At 71.7% G+C, this 26152-nt stretch carries 18 protein-coding genes; 11 read left to right on the forward strand and 7 right to left on the reverse strand.

Annotated features, from left to right (window positions below; genetic code table 11):
• A partial coding sequence (locus ACFC0D_RS28455; RefSeq protein WP_376441744.1) for an ABC transporter substrate-binding protein occupies nt 1-908 on the reverse strand: 908 nt, incomplete at its 3' end.
• Between the two features lie 536 nt (nt 909-1444).
• On the opposite strand from ACFC0D_RS28455, the gene ACFC0D_RS28460 reads away from it, so the two are divergent.
• The 3 genes from ACFC0D_RS28460 (at nt 1445) to ACFC0D_RS28470 (ending at nt 5298) form a co-directional block, all read left to right on the forward strand.
• Nucleotides 1445-2653 (forward strand): NADP-dependent malic enzyme, encoded by a 1209-nt coding sequence (locus tag ACFC0D_RS28460; RefSeq protein ID WP_376441747.1) that lies wholly within the window; start codon nt 1445-1447, stop codon nt 2651-2653.
• Nucleotides 2654-2902: 249 nt separating this feature from the next.
• Nucleotides 2903-3868: a zinc-binding dehydrogenase gene (locus tag ACFC0D_RS28465; RefSeq protein ID WP_376441750.1), complete on the forward strand. Its 966-nt coding sequence runs from the start codon at nt 2903-2905 to the stop codon at nt 3866-3868.
• A gap of 65 nt (nt 3869-3933) precedes the next feature.
• On the forward strand, nt 3934-5298 hold the full coding sequence (locus ACFC0D_RS28470; protein ID WP_376441753.1) for a cellulase family glycosylhydrolase: 1365 nt from the start codon (nt 3934-3936) through the stop codon (nt 5296-5298).
• A gap of 97 nt (nt 5299-5395) precedes the next feature.
• Here ACFC0D_RS28470 and ACFC0D_RS28475 read toward each other — a convergent pair whose 3' ends face one another.
• Both ACFC0D_RS28475 and ACFC0D_RS28480 read right to left on the reverse strand, forming a co-directional pair.
• Nucleotides 5396-6337 carry a helix-turn-helix transcriptional regulator gene (locus tag ACFC0D_RS28475; protein WP_376441756.1) on the reverse strand — a complete coding sequence of 314 codons (942 nt, stop codon included), beginning with the start codon at nt 6335-6337 and terminating at the stop codon, nt 5396-5398.
• A gap of 1 nt (nt 6338) precedes the next feature.
• Nucleotides 6339-7199, reverse strand: coding sequence for a DUF4097 domain-containing protein (locus ACFC0D_RS28480; protein ID WP_376441759.1), 861 nt, complete (start codon nt 7197-7199; stop codon nt 6339-6341).
• A gap of 147 nt (nt 7200-7346) precedes the next feature.
• Between ACFC0D_RS28480 and ACFC0D_RS28485 the strand changes: the two genes are divergently transcribed.
• Entirely contained in the window at nt 7347-8162 is an 816-nt protein-coding gene (locus ACFC0D_RS28485) for a hypothetical protein (RefSeq protein WP_376441761.1), read from the forward strand.
• Nucleotides 8163-8205: 43 nt separating this feature from the next.
• On the opposite strand, the gene ACFC0D_RS28490 is transcribed toward ACFC0D_RS28485, so the two are convergent.
• Entirely contained in the window at nt 8206-8388 is a 183-nt protein-coding gene (locus tag ACFC0D_RS28490) for a DUF6104 family protein (RefSeq protein ID WP_376441763.1), read from the reverse strand.
• Nucleotides 8389-8485: 97 nt separating this feature from the next.
• On the opposite strand from ACFC0D_RS28490, the gene ACFC0D_RS28495 reads away from it, so the two are divergent.
• From ACFC0D_RS28495 to fxsT, 7 genes are all read left to right on the forward strand, one after another.
• The gene (locus ACFC0D_RS28495; RefSeq protein WP_376441766.1) at nt 8486-8941 is read left to right on the forward strand and encodes a CU044_2847 family protein; all 456 of its coding nucleotides are present in this window, start codon (nt 8486-8488) and stop codon (nt 8939-8941) included.
• Nucleotides 8938-11133, forward strand: a complete 2196-nt coding sequence (locus ACFC0D_RS28500) for a trypsin-like peptidase domain-containing protein (protein WP_376441769.1) — start codon at nt 8938-8940, stop codon at nt 11131-11133. Before ACFC0D_RS28495 ends, ACFC0D_RS28500 begins: the two co-directional genes overlap by 4 nt.
• 109 nt (nt 11134-11242) lie before the next feature.
• A complete protein-coding gene (locus tag ACFC0D_RS28505; protein ID WP_376441772.1) occupies nt 11243-12250 on the forward strand; it encodes an AAA family ATPase in 1008 nt (335 codons plus the stop codon).
• Between the two features lie 7 nt (nt 12251-12257).
• Nucleotides 12258-15419 carry an SAV_2336 N-terminal domain-related protein gene (locus tag ACFC0D_RS28510; RefSeq protein WP_376441775.1) on the forward strand — a complete coding sequence of 1054 codons (3162 nt, stop codon included), beginning with the start codon at nt 12258-12260 and terminating at the stop codon, nt 15417-15419.
• A gap of 155 nt (nt 15420-15574) precedes the next feature.
• Entirely contained in the window at nt 15575-15769 is a 195-nt protein-coding gene (locus tag ACFC0D_RS28515; protein ID WP_376441777.1) for a hypothetical protein, read from the forward strand.
• Nucleotides 15770-15841: 72 nt separating this feature from the next.
• The gene (locus ACFC0D_RS28520) at nt 15842-17122 is read left to right on the forward strand and encodes an HEXXH motif-containing putative peptide modification protein (RefSeq protein WP_376441780.1); all 1281 of its coding nucleotides are present in this window, start codon (nt 15842-15844) and stop codon (nt 17120-17122) included.
• Between the two features lie 57 nt (nt 17123-17179).
• Nucleotides 17180-20188: an FxSxx-COOH system tetratricopeptide repeat protein gene (fxsT, locus tag ACFC0D_RS28525; protein WP_376441782.1), complete on the forward strand. Its 3009-nt coding sequence runs from the start codon at nt 17180-17182 to the stop codon at nt 20186-20188.
• A gap of 80 nt (nt 20189-20268) precedes the next feature.
• Here fxsT and ACFC0D_RS28530 read toward each other — a convergent pair whose 3' ends face one another.
• The 3 genes from ACFC0D_RS28530 to ACFC0D_RS28540 form a co-directional block, all read right to left on the reverse strand.
• Entirely contained in the window at nt 20269-24030 is a 3762-nt protein-coding gene (locus tag ACFC0D_RS28530) for a multifunctional oxoglutarate decarboxylase/oxoglutarate dehydrogenase thiamine pyrophosphate-binding subunit/dihydrolipoyllysine-residue succinyltransferase subunit (RefSeq protein ID WP_376441785.1), read from the reverse strand.
• 279 nt (nt 24031-24309) lie between these two features.
• The gene (locus ACFC0D_RS28535; protein WP_376441788.1) at nt 24310-25407 is read right to left on the reverse strand and encodes an ATP-binding protein; all 1098 of its coding nucleotides are present in this window, start codon (nt 25405-25407) and stop codon (nt 24310-24312) included.
• On the reverse strand, nt 25404-26141 hold the full coding sequence (locus tag ACFC0D_RS28540) for a response regulator transcription factor (RefSeq protein ID WP_362358357.1): 738 nt from the start codon (nt 26139-26141) through the stop codon (nt 25404-25406). The genes ACFC0D_RS28535 and ACFC0D_RS28540 overlap by 4 nt, the downstream gene beginning before the upstream one ends.
• Between the last annotated feature and the right edge of the window lie 11 nt (nt 26142-26152).

Consider the following 26152-nt stretch of genomic DNA (forward strand, 5'->3'; position numbering starts at 1 on the left):
GCGGCCTTGTAGGTGCCGTCCTTGATGATCGCGTCCACGGCTTCCTTGAGCGCGTCACGCAGCTGGGTGTTCTTCTTGTCGACGGCGATACCGAAGAGACCGGCGTCCGTCTTGTTGGCGATGGCCTCGAAGTCGTTCCCGCCGCCCGCGGTCTTCGCGATGTACGCGGCGACCGGCGAGTCGTTCAGGTCGGCGACGGCGCCGCCGGCCTTGACGCGGGTCTGGGCCTCGGCGTCGGTCGGGAAGGACTCGAACGTGAGGGCGGGCTTGCCGTCCGCCTTGCACTTCTCGGCCTGGTCCTTGGCGGCCTGCTCGTACGTGGTGCCCCGCTGGACGGCCAGCTTCTTGCCGCACAGGTCGTCCAGGGACTGGATGTTCTCCGGGTTGCCCTTCTTCACCAGGATGCCGGTGGAGGCGGTGAAGTAGTCGACGAAGTCGACACCGGTGCCGGTCTTCTGGCCCTTGTCGTCCAGGCCCTCCTGGCGGGCCTTGGTGTCGGTCATCGAGGACATCACGATGTCCGTACGGCCGGTCGGCAGCGCGGTGAGCAGGGTGTCGAACGTGCCGCTGGTGAACTCGAAGTTCACGCCGAGCTGCTTGGAGAGCGCCGCGGCGATGTCCGGGTCGACACCGACGATCTTCTCGCCCTCCTTGAACTCCATCGGGGCGTAGGTGGCGTCCGTACCCACCTTGATGACGCCGGCCTTCTGGACGTCGGCGGGCAGCTTGGAGAAGAGCGGAGCGCTGGAGACGGCGCCGGTCTTGCCGCCCTCGGGCGTCGAGCCGCCCTCGGTCTGGTCACCGCACGCGGTCATCAGCATGGAGCCGGCGACCGCGATGGCGGCGACCGCGGCAAGACGGGAGGTACGGGTCTTGGCGGTCGTACAGCGCGTGGAGCGTGCGGTCATGGTCGGGTTCCTCCGGCGTATGAGGGAGTTGCCATAGGCCGCGCACGCACCTTCGGGTGTCGCGACCTCGTGTGATTACGGGCATCTTGCCATTCGGACTACCTGAATCGGGCGGCTCCGCATGTCAAAATCGGATAACGGGTGACCCCCGAATCACGACAGGCCGGTACATCAGGGCCGGACCTTCTGCGGCTTTACCGTGCCACCACCGGAAAATCTCCGGTCTATCTCGCCATTCGGACGATACGAAGGCCACGATCCGGTGTACGGCATACCGTGTCCGGACATTCGATGATGCGCCTGCTCCGCGCAAGGCGCCAATGCGGCCGTATGAGTCGCATCACCGCTCCGAATTGGACTCGTCTACGGTGTCTTACGTCCGGTAAGAAGGATCCTTACACCCCTCATCCGGGGCTCAGGGCGCGTTGTGCGGCGCGCCCGCGCGGTTGCCAGACACGGCGACCGCGGGACCCGCCCACCCCTCCTCATCCAGGAGCGGCCACCCTCAAATGAAGAAGACTTAAGGGGTCAACCCAATGGCAGCGGAGATCGTCAATCCTCGCAGCGACAGTGGCACGGAAGGGGCTCAGGAGCCCTTCGATCCGGCCTTCGCGCTGCACCGCGGCGGCAAGATGGCCATCTCGGCCACGGTGCCGCTGCGCGACAAGGACGACCTGTCCCTCGCGTACACGCCCGGCGTCGCCAAGGTGTGCACCGCGATTGCCGAGCAGCCGGAACTGGTCCACGACTACACCTGGAAGTCCCAGGTCGTCGCGGTCGTGACCGACGGTACGGCGGTGCTCGGACTCGGCGACATCGGCCCGGAGGCGTCGCTTCCGGTCATGGAGGGGAAGGCCATCCTCTTCAAGCAGTTCGGCGGCGTGGACGCGGTGCCGATCGCGCTCGCCACCACCGACACCGACGAGATCGTGGAGACCGTCGTCCGGCTCGCCCCCTCCTTCGGGGGAGTGAACCTGGAGGACATCTCGGCGCCGCGGTGCTTCGAGATCGAGCGCAAGCTTCAGGAGCGCCTCGACATCCCCGTCTTCCACGACGACCAGCACGGCACGGCCGTGGTCACCCTCGCCGCGCTCCGCAACGCGGCGAAGCTGACCGGCCGCACCCTCGGTGACCTGCGCGGAGTCATCTCCGGCGCCGGTGCGGCCGGGGTCGCCATCGCCAAGTTCCTCCTCGAGGCGGGGCTCGGCGACGTGGCCGTCGCGGACCGCAAGGGCATCGTCAGCGTGGACCGGGAGGACCTCACCCCGGTCAAGCGCGAGCTCGCGGAGATCACGAACAAGGCGGGCCTCAGTGGCTCCCTCGAGACCGCCCTGGCCGGTGCGGACGTCTTCATCGGCGTCTCCGGCGGTACGGTCCCGGAGGCCGCGGTCGCGTCCATGGCGCCGAACGCGTTCGTGTTCGCCATGGCCAACCCGAACCCCGAGGTCCACCCCGACGTCGCGCACAAGTACGCGGCCGTCGTGGCGACCGGTCGTTCGGACTACCCGAACCAGATCAACAACGTGCTCGCGTTCCCCGGCATCTTCGCGGGCGCCCTCCAGGTCCGGGCCTCCCGGATCACCGAGGGCATGAAGATCGCCGCGGCCAACGCCATCGCGGACGTGGTCGCCGACGAGCTCTCCGCCGACTGCGTGATCCCGTCGCCGTTCGACGAGCGGGTGGCCCCGGCCGTCGCGGCCGCTGTCGCCGCCGCGGCCCGCGCCGAGGGCGTGGCACGCCGCTGACGCGTCGCGCACCCCGTGGAGGGCCCCGTCCTGGTCTCAGGGCGGGGCCCTCCGCATGCCCCGGCCCGGGCGGCGCGGCGGGGCCTTCCGTGTGCCCCTCGCGCTCGGCGCGGCAGGCCCTTGCGTGTGCCCCTCCTCGCTCGGTGCGGCGGCGTCGATCCGTATGCCCCTCGAGGCCGGGGCGGCAGGGACGTGCGTCACAGCAATGGGCGGTTCCGCCGGGGGCCCGGTGACCCTACGCTCATGGTCATGTTCGCTGCCTACGCCGCCCGAATCGACCGCGACCAGCCGTTGAACGGCCTTGAGCTGGGGGAACGGCCCGAGCCCGAGGTGCGGGCCGGGTGGACCACCGTCACCGTCAAGGCCGCCTCCCTCAACCATCACGACCTGTGGTCGCTGCGCGGTGTGGGGCTGCCCGAGGAGAAGCTGCCGATGATCCTCGGCTGCGACGCCGCCGGCATCGACGAGCACGGCAACGAGGTCGTCCTGCACTCGGTCATCGGCCAGACCGGCCACGGCGTCGGGCCCGACGAGCCGCGCTCCATCCTGACCGAGCGCTACCAGGGCACCTTCGCCGAGCGCGTCACCGTGCCCACCTGGAACGTGCTCCCCAAGCCCAAGGAGCTCTCCTTCGAGGAGGCCGCCTGCCTCCCGACCGCCTGGCTCACCGCGTACCGGATGCTCTTCACCAATGCCGGGGTGCGCCCTGGTGACTCGATCCTCGTGCAGGGCGCGGGCGGCGGTGTCGCCACCGCCGCGATCGCCCTCGGCAAGGCCGCCGGTCTGCGCGTCTTCGCCACCAGCCGCGACGAGGCCAAGCGCAAGCGCGCCGTCGAGCTCGGCGCCGTCGAGGCGTACGAGCCGGGCGCGCGGCTGCCGAAGCGCGTGGACGCGGTCATCGAGACCGTCGGCGCCGCCACCTGGTCGCACTCGGTCAAGTCGCTGCGACCCGGTGGCACCCTGGTCATCTCGGGCGCGACCAGCGGGGACCGCCCCTCGCACGCCGAGCTGACCCGGATCTTCTTCCTGGAGCTGAAGGTCGTCGGCTCGACCATGGGCTCGAAGGACGAGCTGGAGGACCTGCTGTCGTTCTGCGCGGCCACGGGTGTACGGCCGGTGATCGACGAGGTGCTGCCGCTGGACCGGGCCCGTGAGGGCTTCGAGAAGATGGCCTCGGGCGAGCTCTTCGGGAAGATCGTCCTGACAAACTCTTGATGGATCGTCAGATCTGCTGATGGGATCTCCGGCACTGCGCCCACACCGTCGTGCCGGAGGTTCCCTTGTTGCGAACGACCCTTGCCGCAGGCGCCGTTGTCGCCGCGCTCCTCGCCCCCACGGCCGCCCGTGCCGACACCGGCTCCGCCATACCCGTCCTCACCGACGACCGCGGCCGCGCGCTCACCCTGCGCGGCTGGAACGTCGAGGACAAGGCGAACCGCGGCGAGAAGGCCCTCAGTGCCATCACCGAACGGCACTTCCGCGACATGCGCGGCAAGGGCTTCAACTTCGCCCGGCTGCTCGTCTTCTGGGACGACCTGGAACCGCGCCCGGGCCGGTACAGCCAGACCTACCTGCGGAAGATCGAGCGCATCCTGGACTGGGCGGAGAAGTACGACGTCCATGTACTCATCGACGCCCACCAGGACGTCTTCGGTCCGGCGTTCGGCCACCGGGGCGTGCCCGCCTGGGCGACCAGGACGGACGGTCTGCCCTTCACCCCGCACCCGGACGACTGGTTCGCCGAGTACTTCGAGCCCGCGGTGCAGCGGGCCTTCACGCATCTCTACGGGGACGAGGACCTGCGGCGGGCCCAGGCGCGGATGTGGCAGGTCCTCGCCGACCGCTTCGAGGACCATCCGGCCGTCCTCGGCTACGACCTGATCAACGAGCCGATGGGGGAGCTGCGCGAGGGCGAGGACCTGCCGACGGCCGCCCGGAGGATCGAGCGTGAGCAGCTGACGCCGATGTACAACCGGCTCGCGGGCGCGGTCCGTTCGGTGGACCGGGACACCTGGATCTTCGTCGAGCCCACGCCGATCGTCGGCGAGGGCGTGCCGACGGGTCTCGGGAGGATCGACGACCCGAAGGTCGTCTACGCCCCGCACTTCTACAACACCGCCATGGAGGCGGGCGCCGACTACGATCCGGCGGCCGGCTGGATCGAGACGTACGAGCAGGCCGTGACGGAGTACCCCAAGGAGTACAAGGTCCCGGTGGTCGTGGGGGAGTGGGGGCCGCTCAACAACTCCCTGCCGAACATGAACCGCTTCTACCGGGACGCGATGGCCTCTCTCGGCCGGTACGGAAGCGGGTGGGCCGGCTACGTGTGGTGCTACGGCGGCGGGTACTGCGCCGTGGACGGCGCCGGGGCCTTCCGTACGAACAAGGAGGAGACGGCGCAGCCGTACGCGGAGGCGGTCGCGGGCACGGTCCGCTCCTCCGTGTACGACTCCGGGACCGGGGTCTACCGGCTGGAGTACGACTCCGGGCGGCGCGGCTCCCGGGTGACGGAGCTCTCCCTTCCCCCGGGCGCCTGGCGGGTGGCGGCCCGCGGGAAGGCGGTCGTGCTCCGCAAGGACGAGGGCCGGGCGTGGGTGGTGGCCGCGCCGGGAGCCCGGGTGACGGTGACCGTCACCCGCGGCTGACGTCGCGCGCGACCGTCGCGTGGCGGGGTGGCAGCCCCGCCACGGACGGGTCCCGCGCCGGGGCGACGGGTCCTGCTTCGCGCCGCCCCGCGCCGGATCAGCGGGCCTGCTTGTCGCTCCGGTGCAGCAGTGCGGTGATGTGCGCCGCCGCCGTGGACAGCTGGCGGCGGGTGTCCGCCAACTGCGTCGCCGTCACCCCGTGGTCGCGGGCCGCGTCGCGGATGTCGTCGCGGAAGCGGTCCAGGAGCCGGTCCAGATCACGGGCCGGGTCTCCGGTGGCCTCGGCGTCGGCGGCCCACTCCGGGGCCGTCTCCTCGGCGGCCGCCCGGTCGGAGCCGGTCGTGTCCGTCGCGGTCGGCGCGGCAGGCGCGGTCGGGTCGGGTGCCGACGCCTTGGGGTGCGTCGTGCCCGAGACCAGGCCGCCCAGCTGGGCCGTGATGTCCGAGATGCCCTCCCAGACGCCCTTCGGCCAGTCACCGCGCGCGAACCGGTCCTGGACCTCGTCCTGGACCTGCTTGGCGATCCGCTGGAACTCCTTGGCCTGGCGGCGCGCGGACTGCGCCTCCGCGCGGGCCTGGCGGGTCTGCTCCCGCCATTCCTGCTTGGCGCGGCGCAGTTCCTCCTTGGCGTCGGCGAACGAGGAGTCCTTGCGCCGGGTCTCGCTCGCCGCCGCGCGCATCTCGCTGCGCAGCTTGCCCGCGGCTCCGCGCACGTCGTCACGGATCTCGGCGGCGAGCTCGGAGACGGACTCGCGGATCTCCAGCTCCAGATCGGCCAGTTCGCCGCCGCGGCCGGCGAGCTCCGCGCGACCGGCGTCGGTGATCGAGTACACCTTGCGGCCGCCCTCGGTGGCGTGCGTGACCAGGCCTTCGGCCTCCAGCTTGGCCAGCCGCGGATAGACCGTGCCGGCAGAAGGGGCGTACAGGCCCTGGAAGCGCTCCTCCAGGAGCCTGATCACCTCGTAGCCGTGGCGGGGAGCCTCGTCGAGGAGCTTGAGGAGATAGAGGCGCAGTCGGCCGTGGGCGAAGACGGGCGGCATGTCACAGCACCTTTCCGGTGGAGGCGGCTTCGAAGTCGTCGGACGCGGCCGCGTCCGGGCGGCGGAGCAGGGCGATCGAGCCGGAGACCGTCGTCGCCCTGAGCGTGCCGCGGCCGGCCCCGAGGGTGCCGGTGATGCTCTTGGTGCCCCACTGTCCGGCGACGCGCAGGTCGTCGAAGGCGTTGGAGACGGAGCCGCTCGTCGTGTTCGCCTCGACGCGGGCGTCCGCCGGGTGCGGGAGCCGGATGGCGACCTCGCCGGAGACGCTGTTGAGCCGGATGTCGGCGGGCGGGCCGTCCAGGTCGGTGGCGTCGAGGTCGATCACCATGTCCCCGCTGAGGGTGTCGGCCTTCACGGAGCCCGCGGCCTCGATGACCGTCACGTCGCCGGTCACGGAGTTCACGCGCAGTGCGCCGGTGACGGACTGGGCTTCCAGGCTGCCGGAGACGCTCTCGGCGTTGACCGGACCGGAGAGACCGACGAGCGTGGTGTCGCCCGTGACGCCCCGGACGTCCGTACGCCCCTTGATGCCGGAGATCACCGCGCCGGCGCCGATCACGCCCACCTCGACGTCCGCGCCGGCCGGGACGGCCACGGAGACCACGGCATGGCGGCGGTGTCCCACACGGTCGAGCCATTTGAGGACGCCCTTCCACTGCAGGTCCTCATAGGTGACCGTCAGTGTCGAACCCTCCTGGGTCACGACCAGCGGCGGGCCTTCGACGGAGGAGACCTCCAGACGGGCGGTCGACTCGTCGGTGCCCACGACATTCACCGTGCCGCCGACGATGCGCACCCGGAGTCGCGTCACGGGGTCGGTCAGCGTGAGTTTCGTCGGCTCGGCCACGGACCACTCTGTCATCGTGCTGACCTCCCGCATCGGGGACGCAACATATCGCGTCTCTTGATGAACACGATATATCGCGGTGCCGGGAAGTCAACCCCGTTCCTCGGTGGTTCGTGAGGGCATTCACCCTCGTACATGGACAAATTGACCTAGCGTAGGGCCATGAACGCGACATCCGGACCGCGCCCCGTCGGGGCGCTGCTGCTCTGCCGCGCCGAGCCCGCGGCCGTCCGCCCGCCGGCCCAGCTGCTGCGGGAGCAGCTGCTCCTCGCCCCGGCCGGAACGGACTGGAGCGTCATCGTCCCGGAGGGGAAGCCCTGGCTCCACGGCGGCGAACCCGTCGAACGGGTCGTCACCGGCTGGGCCACGGCGCTGGCCGTCTCCGCCGCCACCTGGCCCGTCCTCGCGCTCTGGTGGGACGCGGACCGGGCCGGCTACACCCTCGCCGCCGGATTCCGCCGCACCGTCGGCTACACCTGGCTCGCGGACGGCACCCCCGTCGGCGAGGACGAGGCCATGCGCACGTTCGCGGCCCGTCTCGCCCTCGACCCCGTCCTGGACGTCCAGGCCTTGGAGCCGCTCACCGAATCCGACAAGGAGGCCGACGCCCACTCCAGGCTCATCGGACTGACGGCGATCCTCACCCGTACCGGCCTCGTCCTGCCCACCGGGCTCAACCCCGGCGAGAGCGCCGACCGCCTCCGCTCGGTGGCCCTGGCCCAGGGCGCCGAACAGCTCGAATGGCACGGCTGGCGCGATGCCGTACGCGCCGAACTCGACGCGGTGGAGGAGGGCCGGCTCGGCCCGTACATGCGCGGCCCCAAGGCCCGGCTGCTGTGCGCGGTCCAGCTCGGCGCGGGGGTGCCTCTGCTCGCCTGGGGCATCGGCCGCCGCAGCGGCGGCTGGGCGGCGGCCGGGGCGCTGCTCGTCGCGCACGGGGCGCTGGGCCTGGTCTACGACCGCCTGCGCGGTCGGTGACCCCGGACGGACTCCTCACCCACCCGGCGCCCGCCCCCCTGGGTCACTCGTCCTCGTCCTCGTCGTCCAGACGGGCCAGCCAGGTCGCGAGGCGCTCGACCGGCACCTCGAAGTCGGGGTTGAGATCGACGAACGTCCGCAGCTGCTCGGCGAGCCACTCGAAGGTGACCTCCTCCTCGCCGCGCCTTTTGTCCAGTTCCTCGATGCCACGGTCAGTGAAGTACATGCGTTCAGGATAGGCCGTGGGCCTGACGGGCCCCTCGCGCTTGTCGGTGCCAGGGACTAGCCTTCTTCATCATCGTTTCGGGGAGCGGGGGGCCGCTGTGACGCATGGGATCGCTCGTATTCGACTGGACGACGGAACGCCGGTGTGGGCCAGGATCAGCGAACCGGCCGAACTGGAAAGGGGTGGCGGCTTCCAGGACACCGGCATCGGCGACCGGGTGGTCTCCATGGCCGGCGGACTCACCGATGTCGTCCGCGGTGTCGTCGGCTCGTTGCGGGCCGGACTCTCCCCACAGGCGCCGGTAGAGGTCGCGGTCACCTTCGGTATCGAACTGTCCGCGCAGGCGGGCAAGGTGATCAGCGTCCTGGCCGAGGGCGGCGGCACGGCCTCGATCTCGGTCTCCCTGACCTGGACCGAACCGGGCCCGACACCTGCCCAGGACCCGGACGGCCCGGACCCGGCACACGCGCCCGCTCCGGCACGCGTTCCCGGACCCGCGCCCGCGCCCGACACCGGGCCGCACCACCGCCCGGCGGCCGATGGCGCCGTATGAGCGCCTTCGAATCCCTCGTGCGCCCCGCACTGGTACGCATCGCGGCTCCCGGGGACGGGTATGACCCGCACGGCGACCGGTACTGGGGCACCGGCTTCTTCATCGCCCCCGGCTGGGTGCTGACCTGCGCCCATGTCGTGGCCAAGGGGGGAGGCGCGGTGTGGAGAGGCGAGCGGGCCGTCGGCATCGTCTGGGACGGCGGCGTGACGACCGGCGAGGTCGCCCTGGCGAGTCCGCGCCCCGCCGTGCCCGAACAGGAGCTCGACCGCTGGGACTTCCCGGACCTCGCGCTCGTCCGCGTACCCGATGTCCAGGACGTGAGCTGCGTACGGCTCAGCGAGCGGATGCCCGTGATCGCCGAGCCGATCCAGGTCAGTCTGCACGGCTGGTCCCGGGAGACCGGCCGGTTGGGGATCCGTGACGCCGTCGGCGAGATCCACGGCGTCGACGGCGAGGCGCTCCTGCTGCGGGGCACCCAGCCGGTGAAGGGGCTCTCCGGCGGACCGGTCGTCGACCTCGACCGCGCGGCCGTCATCGGGCTCAACAAGGGACGTGGCGCGCACGAGGGCGCCGCCGTCCCCATCACCTCGCTGCGGCAGCTCTACCGCGCGCGGGGCGGCCGGCTGCTCTCCGACGTCATCCGGGAGCACGACCGGCACCACCTCGCGCGCTACCGCTCGGTCTCCGCCGAGTCCGACTGGACCAGGGCGCAGATCAGACACCGGCCCCCCACCACCCAGGGTCTCGACCCCGGGGGCCGCATCCATCTGTACGGCCGGCTCGCCGAACTGCCCCCGCCCGCCGGCCCGGGTGATGTGCTGCACCTCGTCGACGAGGTCAGGGAGCTGACGGTGGGGCAGAACGTCCGGCCCCTGCTGGAGGACGCCCCGCACACCTGGCGCGAGGGCGTCGGACTGCTCCAGGAACTCCATGAACCGAACCAGGAGTCGGCCTCCGACCTCAGTCCGAACGCCGTGCTCGTGTACGCGGCCACGGTCGCCCGGCACATCAGGGAGCGGTACGGCGACAGCGCGGCGGTCCGGAGCCTGGGCTCATGGGTCACCGACGCCGCGGCCGGGACGCCGCTCGTCATCCGGCAGACGATCGCGGGGCTGCTCGGCCATGGCCGACGCGGCGGATCGCAGGGGGTCCGGGAGACCGGTTCTCGGGCCGACGTCCTGATCGAGATCGACACCCCGCCCTATGGGAAGCGGTTCCCCTGGCGGGTGAAGCTGCTCTTCGACGGACACACGATCAGGCCGGTGGACGGGAACGACGAGGGAGTCGAGCGGGAAAAGCTGTACGAGACCCTGCGGCAGCCGCTCGCCGAAGCGCTGGCCCAGGGTGACTGCGGCGAGCATCTGGCCGCCGTCGAGGCCCAGTTGCCGCGCGAGCTGTTCGACGAACCCCTCGACACCTGGCGGCTCTCGCCCGACGACGAGCTCTTCGACGAACGCTCGCTGCCCCTCGGTCAGCGCAGGGTCGTCGTCATCCGGGACCGGGCCCGCAATACGCGGGCGCCGGCGCCCGAATGGCACAAGCGATGGCGGATGGCGGGGCTCGGGCCCCTCAAGGCGGTTCCGCTGCGCGCCGAAACGCTCGGCGCGGGGCGGAACGCGCACACGGCGCGCATCCGCCGGGAGACCCCTCGGCAGGCGTGGGTGCGTCTCTCCGAGGCCGAGGACGGCTCCGTGCCCGTGTTCTGCGGTCAGGTGGGAAGCGGCGAAGGCCTCAAGGCGATGGCCGCGGCACTCGCCGCCGGCCACCCGATCGCCCTGTGGCGGAGCGGTGCCCATGACCACGAGGACTGCGTCGAGTTCCATGAGCGGGCCCGCCTGTTGCTCGCGGAGGCGGCCGGGGCCGGCGGGCTGCACGCGCCGGTTCTCTCGCTCCGGAAGCGCGTGGCCGCCGACGCGGACGCCGACACCGATGCGTACGCCGACTTCGATGCGTACGACGACTTCGATCCGGACCCGGACACGAACGCGGCGGCGAACGCGACGGCATGCACCGGCGCGGGCGCCGGCACAGGGACGGACGACGACCCGGGCGCCCACGCCGGTGACGACCCGCCGGCGCGTTCCGAGCACGCCTGGGCGTCGACCCTCGCGGTTCTGTTCGACCCGCCCGACCGGCCCCCGCACGAGGATCCGCTCCAAGGTCCCCCGATGCTCGGCGAGGAGAGCTGGTGACCCCGCGAACACCGGGACAAATCGACCGGAATTCGAGTCGGCGGCGCCTGTGGACGGGCGGTATTTTCGACGCGCCGGGCCACGACACCACAGCCAGGAGGAGTTCATCGTGAACGATTGGCGGATCTACCGTGGTGCCGGCCACCCGCATGACGAGATACGGCGGTTGCCCGCCCCGCCGCCCTGGCGCGACTTCTCGACCGGAGGGTCCGACGACACGCTCGCCGGCCGTGACCGGCGGCTCGGCGTGCGCCGTCGCCTGGTCCAGAACCACCACCCCAGGCCCGCCGAGACCGACGCCGTCAACGCGGCCCTCTATCTGCGCCGGCCGCTCCTGGTCACCGGCAACCCCGGCACGGGCAAATCCACCCTGGCCCATGCCGTCGCCCACGAGCTGGGCCTCGGCCGTGTGCTGCGCTGGCCGATCGTCAGCCGCTCCACCCTCCAGGACGGGCTCTACCGCTACGACGCCATCGGCCGGCTCCAGGACGTCCAGCTGGAGCGCGCCCAGGCCGGATCGACGGTGCCCGCCGCGACCCCGGCCGGCATCGGCTCGTACATCCGGCTCGGGCCGCTCGGCACCGCGCTCCTCCCCTCCGCGCAGCCCCGCGTCCTGCTCATCGACGAGCTCGACAAGAGCGACCTGGATCTGCCGAACGACCTGCTGAACGCCCTGGAGGAGGGCGAGTTCGCCATTCCCGAGCTGGAACGGCTGGCCGACCGGGAGCCGGTGGTCGAGGTCCTCGACGACGACGGCCGCAAGGTGCCCGTCCAGGGCGGGCGCATCCGCTGCTCGACCTTCCCGTTCATCGTCCTCACCTCCAACGGTGAACGGGACTTCCCCGCCGCCCTGTTGCGCCGCTGCATCCGCCTGGAGCTGGAGCCGCCGGGCGAGGAGCAGCTGGGCGCCATGATCGAGGCCCACCTCGGGCCGGACGCCGCCGCAGGCGAGGAGGGTCTGGTCAGCCGCTTCCTGAACCGCGATCCTGGCGAGGTCATCGCCACCGACCAGCTCCTGAACGCGATCTACCTGACCCAGCACGCCCCGCGCACCGAGCGGGTGACCCGGGAACGCATCGCGGACATGCTCATGCAGCCGCTCGATCAGCCGAGGTGATGGCCGGATGCACCGGATGCATCTGGAAGAGCTCACCCGCCGACTGCGGGCGGGCGGCCACGAGCCGACCGCCGAGGAGGTGGCGGACGCCGTCTGGCTCGCCCAGTGGCTGCCGACTGCTTCCCCGGATCCGGAGGGCCCCGCGACGGACCGGTCCGAGGACCCGTCGGGGGACCGGTTACGCCCCGAGGAGCAGGCAGAGGGGCGAAATCCAGCCACCGACGGCGATGAGGCCGGTGCCCGTAATCCTCCCGGTACGGGCATCGGTGACGAGGGGGACCGGGAGCCCGGCACACGCACCGGCGCCGACGGCGGAACGCGGCCCGGCCGCGCCTCCGACACCGTCGGCCTCTCGCTGTACGCCCGCCCCCGGGACTCCGGCGACCGCGCGGCGTTCCGCCGTCCTGTGGACCGGAGCAGGAACCTGCCCGTCCGCGCGCCCGGCGCCAACGCCCTGCCCGGACTCCTCGGACTCCAGAAGGCGCTCCGCCCGCTACGGCACTACGCGCAGTTCCCGCTCCGGCCCGGCGAAGGCCTCCTCGACGAGGAGGCAACGGCCGAACGCAGCGCCGCCGCGGGCATGCTCACCCCCGTCCTGCGCCCCGCCGCCGGCCGCCGCCCCGACATCCAGCTCCTCATGGACACCGGCCCCGCGATGGTCGTCTGGACCCGGATGGTGGAGGAGCTGCGCCAGGCCTGTCAGCAGTCCGGTGCCTTCCGCGACGTCCGGGTCCACCGGCTGTACGACACGGGCGAGGGCCCACCGCGGGTCACCACCACCTCGGGGGCCGACGGGCGGCCCCGGCTGCGCCCGGGCGACCAGCTCCACGACCCCACCGGCCGCCGGCTCACCCTGATCGTCAGCGACTGCGTCGGCCCGCTCTGGCAGCGTGGCGTCGCACAGCGGCTCATCCACCAGTGGCCCCAGCAGTCCCCGCTCGCACTCGTCCAGCCGCTGCCCCCGAGGCTCTGGCCGCGCACGGCCCTGTCCGTCGAGCCGGGCCTGCTGCTGCGCCCGGCGGCCCCCGGCGGACACACCGGGTTCCAGCCCGACGAGGAGTCCTGGGAGCCGGTCGCCGCCGACACGCGCGCGGTGCCCGTGCTCACGCCCACGCCCGAGGCGTTCGCCTCCTGGGCGCGGCTCCACGCCGGCCACGGCTCCGGTGCGATCCGGGGCTGGGCGGCCAGGATCGCCCCCGAGGTGCTGCGGGCCGCCGCGCCCGACGCCGGGCCCGGGCGGGCCCGTGTCCCGCGCAGCGACGAGGAACTGCTGCGCGCCTTCACGGCCGGTGCCTCGCCCGGCGCCGTGCGGCTCGCCGTCCATCTGGCGGCCGCTCCGCTCGCCCTTCCCGTCATGCAGCTCGTGCAGCGCGCGATGCTGCCCGACACCGGCCCCATGGAGCTCGCGGAGGTCCTGCTCAGCGGTCTGCTGCGGCAACTGCCGGGCCCTTCCCCCTATCCGTGCTTCAGCTATCCGCCCGGCGTCCAGCAGCACCTCCTCGGCTCCCTGGACCGCAGCGCCGCAGCGCTCGTGCTCAAGCACTGCTCCGAGTACGTGGAGCGTAATTTCGGCCAGGGGATGCGGAACTTCCCGGCGCTCGCGGCGGCCGGACTGGCCGGCCGGCCCACCGACGACCCGGCTGCCGTGCCCGGCACGGTGGAGGAGACCGACGAACCCACCGGCCCGGTGGGCACGGAGCCCGAACTCTTCGCCCGTATCCCCGCGCGCGTGCTCCGCTTCTACCACCCCGACCTGATCACCCCCGACCCGCTCGCCGCGGCGCGACGGCTGCTCGAGCAGTGGCGCAGCCAGTCCGACCCCTCGCTGCTGATCCGGGCCCGCCAACAGGCCGAGGCCGCACTGCCGGACCACCCCGTGGAGGCCGGGATCCTGCTCGGACGGGTGCTGTACGCGGAGTCCGGCACCGCCGCCGTCCAGGGCACCGGGACCCGCCACGAACTGCTCACCCGCGCGCTGACCGAACTGGAACGGGCCGCGGAACTCGCCGATCAGGGCGGTGCGCAGTGGGCCGAGGCCCGGCTCGAACAGGCCGTGGCCCACCACGGGTTGTGGCGCCATACCGCCGACGCCCGGCATCTGGACGAGGCCCTCGCCGCGCTGACGGGGGACGTGCCGGACTGGCCCGAGGCCCATCACCACACCCTCCATCTGCGCCGCGGGCGGCTGCTCCTCGCGCGCGGCGACGGACCGGCGGCGGCCGCCGAGCTCACCACCGCGCTCTCCCTCCGGGAGAGCGGTCCCGCGCTCCTCGACCTGGCCGACGCCCTGCACCTGGCCGGCGCGGACCCGGCCGAGATCACCCCCGTACTGGACCGGGCGGGGGAGCTCCTCGGGGACGGATCGGCACTTCGGCTGCGCTGGACGCGGGCGCGCGCCCGGCTGTACGACACGGCCGGCGACGGACCGGCCGCGGACACGGCTTACGAGGAGGCCACGCTGCTCGCCCCCGCCGACAGCGAGCAGCGCGGACGGATCCTGATGACCTGGGGCGAGTCCCTGATGCGCCGGGCCGCGGCCGCTCCCGGCCAGGCCCCCGTCGACCGGGCCGAGAGCGTGCTGCGTGAGGCCCTCACCCGCCTTCCGGCCGGGGCGCCGGACCGGGCCCGGGCCCGGATCCTGATCGGCAGCGTGCTGGCCCTGCGCTTCCACCGGGCCGGGTTCCTGCCCGACCTGTACGAGAGCCGTCACCTGCTGGAACAGGCCGCTCGCAGCGCCCGGGACATCGGCCTGCGCTCGGAGGTGTGGCTGCAACTGGGGCGGGTGAGACTTGAGTTGAGCGGGTTGGCCCGGGACAACGTGCTCGGCGACGCGCTCACCGCCTACGAACGCTCCTCGGAGGACGCCTGGTCCGCCCACGGCGACACCCCGGGCACGATCACCGGCGCGCGTGCGCTGCACGCGCAGGGAGCCGTGCTGTTCCTGATGGGGAGGAACGAGCGGGCGAAGAGCGTGCTGCGCGCCGCGGCCGAGCAGTGGCAGCGGTTGGTGGGCGCGCTGGTGGAGGTGGACTGGAGCGACGTCGAACGGACCAGATCGCTGCTCACCGAGGTCGAGCAGGCGGAAGGGCCGCTGAGTGCTCCGCTGTCCGGCGAGGACCGCCGCCGGATCGCGCCGCCCTGGTGGGCCTGGAGCGAAACGGCCGACTAGGCGGCGGCCGGAGAGGCGATACGGAGAAACGGCTGGATAACGGGGGCGTGAATGGGCGCAGTTGAGTCGAACGGGTTTCTGACTTCCCGGCGTCGGGAAGAACCGCTCCGCCGCTACGACCGTGGGGGACAGACGTCGGTGAGGAGGAGCCGAGAGTGTTGGATCACACGGGGTGGGCGACCGGTGTCGACCAGGACGCCGCACAGCCTCCACCCCTGCCCGACCTCGCCGCCGTCGACCTGCGGACCCTGCGGGGCATGGACCATCCCGAGCTCGTGGCCGAGGTCGAGCGGGTGCTCGGTCACTCCCTGGAACTGGGCGAATCCTGGGTCAGTGAGGGAAATCCCTGAAGGGCCCGGCCCGCACCGGCGCTTTCCGGTCAGTTTTCGGTACCGGCCGCCGGCCGGTACCGAGGGCGCACGATGACGACGGCCCCCCTGTCCACGGCCGACTTCGCCGAGCTGGCCAGGACCGGTCCCGCGCAGGTGGGCATGTCCGCGCTCCACACGGGCCTGCGCGGCCGCCGACTGCTCCTGCTCAAGGCCCTGCTCGTCCGGGTGCAGCGCGAACGGGAGAGCGTCGACGATGCGGCAGCGCGCCGCTTCGAAGCCGCCTGGCGCCTGCTCGAACAGGCCGAACGAGCCCACCCCGCAGTGGTGCGTGACGTCCTGGACTACCCGACGACCGGAGCCTGGCTCGCGACCGCGCTCGCCGCTCCGGTCGGCCAGGCCCTCGACCGCAGGCTCGACCGTCTCGAGTCCATCGCCGTCACGGCCGCGCTGCGCGCGGGCTGCCCCCTCGACCTCACCGTCGCCACGCCCACCGGAACGCTCTCCCTGACCGGCGCGGGCCGCCTCCACGTGGGTGCCGAGCGGGTACGGATACGGGCCCGCGCCCGTGTCGTACGCATCGGGCCCGAGGGATCCCGCGCGAGCTGCGGAGCCCTCCTCCTCTCCCACCCCCGCACGGGCCGCCTCACCGGCCTGGGCCCCGCATGGACCGGCCTGCGCGCCCTGCCGGGGACCGTCGCCCTGCTCGACGACCTGGACCCGTACCGTGTCCCGCCCGGCGGAGTCGGGGCCCCACCGCGAGCGGCCACCGACAGAGCCGCCACCGACGCGGGCGCCTGGTCCACCCGCTGGCGCGGCGCCCACCAGCTCCTGGAACGCGTCGACCCCGTTCGTGCCTGCGAGGTCCGGCGCGTCGTGCGGGCGGTCGTCCCGCTGTCCGGGGGAGGGCAGCCGCCGGTGCCGATGAGTGCCACGCTGCGCGCGGCGCCCGGGGCCGTGCTCACCTCGCTGCCGTCGAGCGCGCGGGCGATGGCCGAGACGCTGGTCCACGAGATCCACCACAGCAAGCTGGCCGCCCTGCACGAACTCGTACCGCTGCACCGTCCCGGCCCGAGCGCGGTGCACCGGGTCGGCTGGCGGACCGATCCGCGACCGATCGCCGGGGTGCTCCAGGGCGCGTACGCGCACCTCGCGCTCACCGACCTGTGGCGGCGGGCCGCCGTGGCCCCGAGGGCGCCCGAGTCCTGGCGGTCGGCTGCGGGACAGCGGTTCGAGAGCTTCCACGATCAGGTGGGCGGAGCGCTGGAGATCCTGCTTGAATCCGATGAACTGACCATCGCAGGACGGGAGTTCACGAGCCAAATGAAGAGGCACCATGCGAGCCTCGGCGCGGTCCGTAGACCCCGTGGGTAACACTGTGTCGACGAGGGATGACACTACGTGGCGCGTGAGCGGGATAGGGAGACATTGATGGCGGAACAAGGGCGTACGGGTGGCGCCGCGGCGGCGCCCGAGCATGTCCTGGTGGTCTTCCCGGGCTATCACCGCCCTTGGGCCGCCTGGATCGCACAGCGTCTCGAAGCGCACGGGGTCAGGACGACCCTGCAACGCTGGGACCCGCCGCGCGAGGTGCCGCTGGAGGACTCGCTCGGCGACCTGCTGCTCGCCCGCGGCCAGGTCCTTCTCGTCCTCAACGACTGGTTCTTCGAACTCGGACCGCGTCCGGCCGGCGAGTGGAACGACGTCCTGCGCGGCTTCGTCGCGGCCCACGCCGAGCGCTTCGCCGCCGTCAACCTCACCAACCGGCCCCTGCTCCCCGCGACCGCCGTCCTCGAACCCGTCAGCCTCTGGGGCGTCGGCGAGGACGAGGCGGAGGCCCGCCTGCTCGCCCGCCTCACCGTCGAGGCGCGCCGCCCCGCCGGCCGGCGCGGAGTACCGGGACCGCCCGTCCGCTACCCGGACACGCCGCCCGAGATCTGGGGCGAAGTCCCGCGCCGCAACCCCCGGTTCACCGGCCGCGACGACCTCCTGACCGAGCTCCAGGAACGGCTCATGGACGCCGAACGCGGCAACGCGGCCTGCACCCTGCTCGGCATGTCCGGCATCGGCAAGACCCAGATCGCCGCCGAGTACGCCCACCGCTTCAGCCCCGACTACGACGTCGTCTGGTGGGTCAACTCCGACGACCGCAACGTCCAGCGCGACCGCTTCGGTGAACTCGCCGCCGAACTCGGCCTGGCCGTCGGAAACGAACCCGGTGAACGCATCCGCGCCGTGCGCGAGGCGCTGCGCCGCGGCGACCCGCGGTCCAAGTGGCTGGTCATCTTCGACGGCTGGGACGACACCGACGGCATCGACGTGATGCTGCCGCACGGCACCGGACACGTACTGATCACCTCACGCAACCTGGGCTGGCGCGAGCACACCGACATCGTCCAGGTGCCCAGCTTCGACCGGGCCGAGTCCACCGGGTACCTGATGCGCCGCGCCCCGCACATCAGCGGAGTCGAGGCCGACGAGGTCGCCGCCGAGTTCGGCGACGTACCCCTGCCGCTCGTCCAGGCCGCCTCCTGGCTCGGCGAGTCCGGCATGGAGGTCGCCGAGTATCTGCGGATGGTCCGGGAAGGACGGCTCTCCACCGTCGACGAGACCTCGGCGGGCGAGGGCTTCCCGCACGCCTCCCTCACCTCCTGGTCGATACTGATCAACCGGCTCCGACGTGCCCAGCCGCAGGCCGTCGAGATCCTCAGCCTGTGCGCCTCCTTCGCCCCCGGCCGCATCCCCCTCGGCATCGTCCGTGCCTACCCCCAGGCCGACGTCCCCGAAGACCTCCGATGGATGAACGCGGACCTCGCCGCCTGGACCCGGGCCCTGGACACCCTGGTGAACTACTCGGTCCTCACCCGGGAGTCCCGCGGTCCCGTCACCAGCACGGAGATCGGACCGCACCAGGAGTCCGTGCACATGCACCGGCTGGTCCACGACATCGTCTCCAGGCTGACCGACGGCCCCACCCGGGCCGCCCACCGCAAGGCCGTCCGCAACCTGCTCGCCGAGGCCGACCCCGGCAACCCGATGGACAGCCGCCACTGGCCCCGCTACGCCGAACTCCTGCCCCACCTGGAGCCGTCCGGCGCCCTCGCCAGCCGTGACCCGCGCATCCAGAACGCCGTCCTCAACTGCCTGCGCTACTGCTACCGCAGCGGCGAGTTCAAGGCGGGCGCCCGGCTCGCCGAGAAGATCCGCTCCAGCTGGAGCGAGTTCATGGACCCGCTGGCACAGCCGATGATGGACCTCACCACCCAGGAGGGCAACGTCCTGCGCTCCAGCGGCCGGTTCCGGGAGGCCTACCAGCTCGACCACGCCCTTCAGGAGCGGCTGCGCGCCGCCACCCCGCCCCATGAGCTCGGCATGATGCTCTGCAACGGCGCGATCGCCAGCGACCTGCGCCACCTCGGCCAGTACGCGGAGGCGGAGTCCCTCCAGCGCGAGGTTCTCGACGAGGCACAACGGCTCCTCGGCGAGGCCGAGTTCGTCACTCTTGTCGCCCGCTTCAACCTCGGAGTGGGGTTGCGGCTGCTCGGCCGCTACCAGGAGGCCTACGACCTCGATGTCGAGACCCTGGCCCGGCGCGAGACCCTGTTGCGGCCCCGGCACGCCAACACCCTGAACTCCTCGATCGCCTGCGCACAGGACCTGCGGCTGCTCGGCCGCTATCGCGACGCGCTCGCCCGCCAGGAGTCCACCCTGAAGATGCACGTCCAGGTCCTGGGCGCGCTGCACCCACAGACTCTCAAGGCCCGCGCCCAGCTGGCCCTGTGCCGGCGCCGGGAGGGCGGCTCGCAGCAGGACATCAGCGCCACGATGTCCAGCGTGCTCGACCAGCTGGAACAGGTCCACGGGCGTGGGCACTACGTGACCCTGGCGTTCATCAACGACTACGGCAACTATCTGCGCGAGCACGGTGACCTCGCCGCGGCCAGGGACCTCATCGACGAGGCCGAGTCGGGCTACCGGGCACTCCTCGGCCCGGCCCACCCCTTCGCCACCGGCATGCTCTCCAGCACCGGGCTCGTCATGCAGGCCCGCGGCGACCGCGCCGACGCCATGGCGATGCTGGAGGCCTCCCTCGCCGGACTGACCGCCTCCCTGGGACCCGACCACCCCTGGGTCCTCGGCTGCGCCCTCAACGCGGCCGGCGCCCGGAACTTCAACGGCCGGGTCGCCGACGCGACCGAGCTCAGCCGGGAAACGCTGCGCAGGTCCCGGCACACCCTCGGCAACGACCACCCGCTCACTCTGTCCTGCCAGATCGCGCTCGCCGCCGATCTACGGGGTCTGCGCGAGGTCGAGGAGGCCGGCAAGGTCGAGGAGGACGCGCTGCTCACCCTGACGAGGACTCTGGGGGCCCAGCACCCGCACACCCTCTCGGCCCGCCAGCGGATCCGCCCGTACTGGGACTTCGAGGCGTACGTGTAACCCGGGCAGATGAACGCCGGAGGCCCGGCGCCCCTCGTGGGGTGCCGGGCCTCTCGACGTACACGTACCGGTGCAGCGGGTCAGGCGTCGAAGACCTCGTTGACCAGCTGCTGCTGCTCGGCCTGGTGGCGCTTGGCAGAGCCGACCGCCGGGGACGAGGAGTGCGGACGCGAGATCCGACGCAGGCGCTCGCCGTGCGGGATGTCGGCGCCGACCGCCAGGTCCAGGTGGTCGATCAGGTTGAGCGCGATGAACGGCCACGCACCCTGGTTCGCCGGCTCCTCCTGAGCCCACAGGTACTTCTCGGCGTTCGGGTACTTGGCGATCTCGGCCTGGAGCTCGGCACCCGGCAGCGGGTACAGGCGCTCCAGACGGATGATCGCCGTGTCCGTGACACCGCGCTTCTGCCGCTCGGCCTCCAGGTCGTAGTAGACCTTGCCGGCGCAGAAGACGACCTTGCGGACGTCGGCCGGGTTGGCGGTCGAGTCGCCGATCACCGGGCGGAAGCCGCCGGTGGTGAACTCCTCCGCCTTCGACGCCGCGGCCTTCAGACGCAGCATCGACTTCGGGGTGAAGACGATCAGCGGCTTGTGGTGCGGGTTGTGGACCTGCCAGCGCAGCAGGTGGAAGTAGTTCGACGGCAGGGTCGGCATGGCGATCGTCATGTTGTCCTGCGCGCACATCTGGAGGAAGCGCTCCGGGCGCGCGGACGAGTGGTCCGGGCCCTGCCCCTCGTAGCCGTGCGGCAGGAGCAGCGTGACGCCGGAGGTCTGGCCCCACTTCTGCTCGGCCGAGGAGATGAACTCGTCGACGACGGTCTGCGCACCGTTGACGAAGTCACCGAACTGGGCCTCCCAGATGACCAGGGAGTCCGGGCGGGCCAGCGAGTAGCCGTACTCGAAGCCCATCGCCGCGTACTCGCTGAGCAGCGAGTCGTAGACGTTGTAGTGGGCCTGGTCCTCGGCCAGGTAGAGCAGCGGGGTGTAGTCCTCGCCGGTCTCCTGGTCCACCAGGACCGCGTGGCGCTGGCCGAAGGTGCCGCGGCGGGAGTCCTGGCCGGACAGCCGGACCGGAGTGCCCTCCATCAGCAGCGAGCCGATGGCGAGGGTCTCGCCGAAGCCCCAGTCGATCGTGCCGTCGTCGATGGAGGCCGCGCGGCGCTGCATCTGCGGCATCAGACGCGGATGGACCGTGATCCGCTCCGGGATGTTGACCTGCGACTCGGCGATCCGCTTCACGACCTCCTGGGAGACCGCGGTGGTGACGGCGACCGGGAACTCCGGCTGGGCGTCCGGGACGTGCGTCGGGGCCGGCGCCGAGGTGGCCTCGCGGACCTCCGCGAAGACCTTCTCCAGCTGGCCCTGGAAGTCCTGGAGCGCCTGCTCCGCCTCTTCCAGCGTGATGTCACCGCGACCGATCAGCGACTCGGTGTACAGCTTGCGCACCGAACGCTTCTTGTCGATCAGGTTGTACATCTGCGGGTTGGTGAACTGCGGGTTGTCGCCCTCGTTGTGACCGCGGCGGCGGTAGCAGATGAGGTCGATCACGACGTCCTTGTTGAACGTCTGGCGGAACTCGAAGGCGAGCCGCGCGACGCGGACCACGGCCTCCGGGTCGTCGCCGTTCACGTGGAAGATCGGCGCCTCGATCATGCGGGCCACGTCGGTCGCGTACATCGAGGAACGCGAGGACTCCGGGGCGGCGGTGAAGCCGACCTGGTTGTTGATGACGATGTGGACCGTGCCGCCGGTGCGGTAACCGCGCAGCTGCGACATGTTCAGCGTCTCGGCGACGACACCCTGGCCGGCGAAGGCCGCGTCACCGTGCAGGGCGACGGGCAGGACGGTGAAGTCCGTGCCGCCCTTGTTGATGACGTCCTGCTTGGCGCGGACGACACCCTCCAGGACCGGGTCGACCGCCTCCAGGTGCGAGGGGTTGGCGGCGAGCGAGACCTTGATCTGCTCGCCGTCCAGGCCGGTGAAGGTGCCCTCGGCGCCCAGGTGGTACTTCACGTCGCCGGAGCCGTGCATCGACTTCGGGTCGAGGTTGCCCTCGAACTCGCGGAAGATCTGCGCGTACGACTTGCCCACGATGTTCGCGAGGACGTTCAGGCGGCCGCGGTGGGCCATGCCGATGACGACCTCGTCCAGGCGGGACTCGGCGGCGGAGTCGATGACCGCGTCGAGCAGCGGGATGACGGACTCGCCGCCCTCCAGGGAGAACCGCTTCTGACCGACGTACTTGGTCTGCAGGAAGGTCTCGAAGGCCTCGGCCGCGTTCAGGCGGCGCAGGATCCGCAGCTGCTCCTCGCGCTCGGGCTTGGAGTGCGAGCGCTCCACACGGTCCTGGATCCACTTGCGCTGCTTCGGGTCCTGGATGTGCATGAACTCGACGCCGGTGGTGCGGCAGTACGAGTCGCGCAGCACGCCGAGGATGTCGCGGAGCTTCATCATCGACTTGCCGGCGAAGCCGCCGACCGCGAACTCGCGCTCCAGGTCCCACAGGGTGAGGCCGTGCTCGGTGATGTCCAGGTCGGGGTGCTTGCGCTGGCGGTACTCCAGCGGGTCGGTGTCGGCCATGACGTGGCCGCGGACCCGGTAGGAGTGGATCAGCTCGAAGACGCGGGCGGCCTTGGTGACGTCGTCGTCGTGCGAGGCGTCGATGTCCTTGAGCCAGCGAACCGGCTCGTAGGGGATCCGCAGGGCCTTGAAGATGTCGTCGTAGAAGCCCTCCTCGCCGAGGAGGTAGTTCGCGACGACCCGCAGGAACTCGCCGGAGGCGGCACCCTGGATGACCCGGTGGTCGTACGTCGAGGTCAGGGTCATGACCTTCGAGATGCCCAGCTTGTTCAGGGTGTCCTGGGAGGTGCCCTGGAACTCGGCCGGGTAGTCCATCGAGCCGACGCCCATGATCACGGACTGTCCGGGCATCAGACGCGGCACGGAGTGGACGGTGCCGAGGCCGCCGGGGTTGGTCAGCGAGACCGTGACGCCGGTGAAGTCCTCCATCGTGAGCTTGCCGACGCGGGCGCGCTTGACGATGTCCTCGTAGGCCTGCCAGAACTCGAAGAAGTTCAGCGTCTCGGCCTTCTTGATGCCCGCGACGACGAGCTGGCGGTCGCCGTTCGGCTTCACCAGGTCGATCGCGAGACCGAAGTTCACGTGGTCCGGCTTGACCAGGGTCGGCTTGCCGTCCTTCTCCGCGAAGGAGTAGTTCATCGACGGCATGGCCTTGATCGCCTGCACCATCGCGTAGCCGATGAGGTGCGTGAAGGAGATCTTCCCGCCCCGGGCGCGCTTCAGGTGGTTGTTGATCACGATCCGGTTGTCGAAGAGCAGCTTCACCGGGACGGCGCGGACGGACGTGGCCGTCGGCACCTCCAGCGAGGCGTTCATGTTCTTCGCGACGGCGGCGGCGGGGCCGCGCAGCGTGATCAGCTCGGGACCGGCGGGGGCCTCGGTGGCCGGTGCGGCCGGGGCCGCGGGGGCCTTGGCGGCGGGCGCGGCCTTCGCGGGCGCCGGAGCGGCGGCGGCGGGCTTCGCCGGAGCCGGAGCCGGAGCCGGAGCGGCCGGGGCCGGAGCGGGCGCCGGGGCGGCGGGCGCGGCAGGTGCGGCCTGTGCGGGGCTCACCTGCGGCGCGGCGGCGGGAGCCTCCGTCGTGCCGGGCTTGTAGTCGGCGAAGAAGTCCCACCAGGCACGATCGACCGAATTCGGGTCCTGGAGGTACTGCTGGTAGATCTCGTCGACGAGCCACTCATTGGCGCCGAAGGCGGTCGCAGGGTTCTGACCCTGCCCGTCTTGGCCGGTGGAGATGCTCGAGTTACTGGGGGACTGAGACGACACGGCGGTAACCGCCCTCTTCCGCTTCACAAGGTGATGGACAGCGGAAATAAAGGCTACGCCTCCCTGGCCGACAGGTGCAGGCCGGGCAGCGCCAACGTCGCGCAAGTCACACTTGGCGCGGTGTTTCGGGGCAGGGATTGGCGGGAAACAAGCGTGGTTCTGCCTCGCGTGGGTACGGGAGACCCGGGTTGCGGCCCATGAGGCACGCATCCCTGACCACGTCCTGATCGTGTCCTGTTCATGTACACGCAGAACATGTGCTTCCAGTTCGACCCTACGTCAATCCCGCGCCGGAAGGCTTCCCGGAAGAGTGACCTGGATCCGGCAGCCGCGTGACGATTCGGCCACTCCGATCTCCCCGCCGTGCAGATCCACCGCCCAGCGGGCGATCGCCAGTCCGAGCCCCGTACCGCCGTCGCTGCCCGGACCGGGCTGGGCCGGCACCTGGCCACGGTTGAACCGCTCGAAGACCGTGTGCCGCAGCGACTCCGGGATGCCGGGGCCCTCGTCCTCGACCTCGAGCGCCAGGGAGTCCGGCCACGGCCCGCGCCTGGCCCGTACGGTCACGCGGCCGTGCGGCGGCGAGTGCTTCACCGCGTTGTCGATGAGGTTCGCCATCACCTGGTGCAGCCGCTCCGCGTCCGCGTGCGCGGTCAGCTCGGGCGGCGACACATCGAGGTGCAGATGGACGTCCGTACGGTTGTGCAGCCCGGACGTGGAGGAGAGGCCGCGCTGGGACGCGGCCAGATTGGCCTCCCGGAGCACTCCCGAGAGGTACGGCCAGACCTCGAAACGTCGTGCCTTGAGCGTGACGACACCGTTGTCAAGACGTGACAGGTCGAGCAGGGTCTCCACCAGCCGGCCGAGCCGTTCGGACTGCTTCAGCGCGGTCCGCATGGTCTCCGGATCCGCCTCGGAGACCCCGTCCACGACGTTCTCCAGAACCGCGCGGAGCGCGGCGATGGGGGTGCGCAGCTCGTGCGAGACATTGGCGACCAGCTCCTTGCGGTTCCGGTCGACGGCCTCCAGGTCGTCCGCCATGCGGTTGATCGTCGAGGCGAGGTCGCCCAGCTCGTCGCGGCGGTCCGCGCCGCGCACACGGCGGCTGAAGTCGCCGCGTGAGATCGACCCGGCCACGGTGGTCATCTCGTCCAGCGGCGCCGTCAGGGACTGCGCCACGAACTGGGTGATCAGGAGGGTCGCGATCATCGCGAAGATCGTGATGTAGCGGAACTCCGTGGAGGTGCGTATCGCCACCAGGGCCAGGCCCGAGGTGAGCAGGACCGCCCCGACGACCAGCGTTCCCAGCTTGGTCTTGATCGAGATCAGGATCCGGCGCCTGCCGCGGCGCTCGGGGCGCGGCCCCCGTCGGCTCATGGCGCCGGGGTCTCCAGCGCGTATCCGACGCCATGGACCGTACGGATCCGCTCCGCCCCGATCTTCCGGCGCAGCGCCTTGATGTGGCTGTCCACGGTCCGGGTGCCCGAGGCGTCCGCCCAGTCCCAGACCTCCGCGAGCAGCTGCTCGCGGGAGAGGACCGCACGCGGGGTGTTCGCCAGGCAGACCAGCAGATCGAACTCGGTCGGCGTCAGGTGCACGTCCTCGGCCCTGACGCGGACCCGCCGCTGCGCGTGGTCGATCTCGAGCTCGCCGAGCCGCAGGATCCCGCTGCGCGGGGTCACGGCGGCCAGCGCGGCGCGCTCCACCCGGCGCAGCAGCACGTGCACGCGGGCTGCCAGCTCACGCATCGAGAACGGCTTGGTCATGTAGTCGTCGGCGCCGACGCCGAGGCCGACCAGCATGTCCGTCTCGTCGTCCCGTGCCGTGAGCATCAGGACCGGGACCGGCCGCTGGGCCTGGACCCGGCGGCACACCTCCAGGCCGTCGAAGCCCGGCAGCATCACGTCGAGGACCATCAGGTCCGGCTGCCACGCCTCGGCCGCGTCGACCGCGGCCGGGCCGTCCGTCGCCGTCTGGACGAGGAACCCCTCGGCCCGCAGCCGCGCGGAGATCGCATCCACGATGGTCGTGTCGTCCTCGACGACCAGCACCCGCCGCTGCGCACCCGGACTGGGCGCCGCACCGTGGTGAGTGGTGTGTGTCTGCTCCATTGCCCCGCCTC

Source organism: Streptomyces sp. NPDC056222 (assembly GCF_042264065.1).
Taxonomy (GTDB): Bacteria; Actinomycetota; Actinomycetes; order Streptomycetales; family Streptomycetaceae; genus Streptomyces.

What these genes read in the sequence shown, in the direction of transcription:
- ACFC0D_RS28500 (WP_376441769.1), top strand. Translation starts at nt 8,938, where the DNA reads ATGAGCGCCTTCGAATCCCTCGTGCGCCCCGCACTGGTACGCATCGCG.
- ACFC0D_RS28490 (WP_376441763.1), bottom strand. Translation starts at nt 8,388, where the DNA reads ATGTACTTCACTGACCGTGGCATCGAGGAACTGGACAAAAGGCGCGGC.
- ACFC0D_RS28465 (WP_376441750.1), top strand. Translation starts at nt 2,903, where the DNA reads ATGTTCGCTGCCTACGCCGCCCGAATCGACCGCGACCAGCCGTTGAAC.
- ACFC0D_RS28535 (WP_376441788.1), bottom strand. Translation starts at nt 25,407, where the DNA reads ATGAGCCGACGGGGGCCGCGCCCCGAGCGCCGCGGCAGGCGCCGGATC.
- fxsT (WP_376441782.1), top strand. Translation starts at nt 17,180, where the DNA reads ATGGCGGAACAAGGGCGTACGGGTGGCGCCGCGGCGGCGCCCGAGCAT.
- ACFC0D_RS28485 (WP_376441761.1), top strand. Translation starts at nt 7,347, where the DNA reads ATGAACGCGACATCCGGACCGCGCCCCGTCGGGGCGCTGCTGCTCTGC.
- ACFC0D_RS28475 (WP_376441756.1), bottom strand. Translation starts at nt 6,337, where the DNA reads ATGCCGCCCGTCTTCGCCCACGGCCGACTGCGCCTCTATCTCCTCAAG.
- ACFC0D_RS28540 (WP_362358357.1), bottom strand. Translation starts at nt 26,141, where the DNA reads ATGGAGCAGACACACACCACTCACCACGGTGCGGCGCCCAGTCCGGGT.
- ACFC0D_RS28460 (WP_376441747.1), top strand. Translation starts at nt 1,445, where the DNA reads ATGGCAGCGGAGATCGTCAATCCTCGCAGCGACAGTGGCACGGAAGGG.
- ACFC0D_RS28480 (WP_376441759.1), bottom strand. Translation starts at nt 7,199, where the DNA reads ATGACAGAGTGGTCCGTGGCCGAGCCGACGAAACTCACGCTGACCGAC.
- ACFC0D_RS28520 (WP_376441780.1), top strand. Translation starts at nt 15,842, where the DNA reads ATGACGACGGCCCCCCTGTCCACGGCCGACTTCGCCGAGCTGGCCAGG.
- ACFC0D_RS28510 (WP_376441775.1), top strand. Translation starts at nt 12,258, where the DNA reads ATGCACCGGATGCATCTGGAAGAGCTCACCCGCCGACTGCGGGCGGGC.